Annotated in this window: 1 protein-coding gene; it reads right to left on the bottom strand. The window is 48.0% G+C overall.

Going from position 1 to position 1,283, the window contains the following annotated elements; all coding sequences use genetic code 11:
• Positions 1–105: 105 nt before the first annotated feature.
• Positions 106–1,113 (bottom strand): penicillin acylase family protein, encoded by a 1,008-nt coding sequence (locus LWH94_RS19175; protein ID WP_232903306.1) that lies wholly within the window; start codon positions 1,111–1,113, stop codon positions 106–108.
• Between the last annotated feature and the right edge of the window lie 170 nt (positions 1,114–1,283).

Below are 1,283 nucleotides of genomic sequence, written 5' to 3'. Positions count from 1 at the left end.
TAATGAGAAACTGGCAAAGCCCTTCCGCTGGCACAAGAGTGCAGAATCGATTATGACTTCAGTGGCGCGAGCAAAGCTGAGTGTTATTGATAATAAATAAAGGGATTACCCAGACGGGACACTAGTGGTTACTGTATGGGACCAGGCGAGGTTTTGGTTGAAATTTATAAGAGGAACCGCTGTTCCAAGAAGACCTGCCCCATTCGTGTTCAGGTAACCTGGAACGGTCATCTGGACTTGGTAAAGGCGCCGATGCCCAGTGTAGGGAAAATGTGGATTTGCCAGCAGGGCTCCTTTCCCTTGTTCCGTAAGTGTCCCACCGATACCCCATGCATTGCTCCCTAACCCAAAATCCTGGTAGTCAACCTGACCTACGACATTGCGCGTAGCGTGAGCAATTACCTTTCCGAGCGATAGAACATTACCTTCACTGCTTTGAATGGAAGCATTCATAACCGGAGTTGGTAGAGGTGACTGGTCATTAGGTACGGCAAGGAAAACAGCTCCCGTGGCAAACAAAGCCCCGCTTGCGTACTGGCCGACAATTCGGTAGTGAGCAAACAGATCTACAGGGGTAATTTCCTTGACCCATGGCTGATTTCGGCATTCTGATGGCAGTTCACCGTGATCAGTCTCACTGACATATTTATTATAACCTGCAGTAAATCCCTCGATGAGGGCTTTAGTTTCTGCACTCAGTTTGGGATATTCCTCTTCAGCTCCACTGAGTATCTTTTGAGCTTTATAACTGAAATCGTTAATAATATTTATATCATCAGGACCTGGCCCAAAATACTTTGCCCTTTCACTACGCGCCTTCACAAACGCCTCAGCAAGCAGGCATAAGTTATCCTGACTTTGAGCATAACCAGCACCAAAAGCGACCGAGGCAAGGTTGTCCGCCTTGACATGAGGTACGCCATTGGTCGTGCGCCTCACCGTGGCACTTAAACTACCATCACCAGAAGACAGACGCTCATCAAGGGCGGGCCCCGACCCTGACGAACCGCCGTCAAAACATCCTGTCAGTAAAAAACTCGACATAATGACCATTCCGGCAACTTTTAACCTGCCCACGCAGGCAAATCGAGCAAGATCCCTTAGCCATTCCATAATGGTTCGCCTATTGTAGTTATTGACTGAGGCCAACATGACCCACAGTCAAAAATTAGCAGACAAACCAATCTTTTCCCAAAATTGAGATGTGTATCACTCTTTTTTGTCACGCTAAACCGATAAATGCGGACTTTAACTGCCTCTGCACCACCCCATCCCCCCGATCC

It is taken from the genome of Marinobacter sp. G11 (assembly GCF_021282325.1).
GTDB classification, from domain to species: Bacteria; Pseudomonadota; Gammaproteobacteria; order Pseudomonadales; family Oleiphilaceae; genus Marinobacter; species Marinobacter vinifirmus.
The sequence above is the reverse complement of the archived record's forward strand: the minus strand, read 5'-3'. Positions and strand labels throughout refer to the sequence as shown.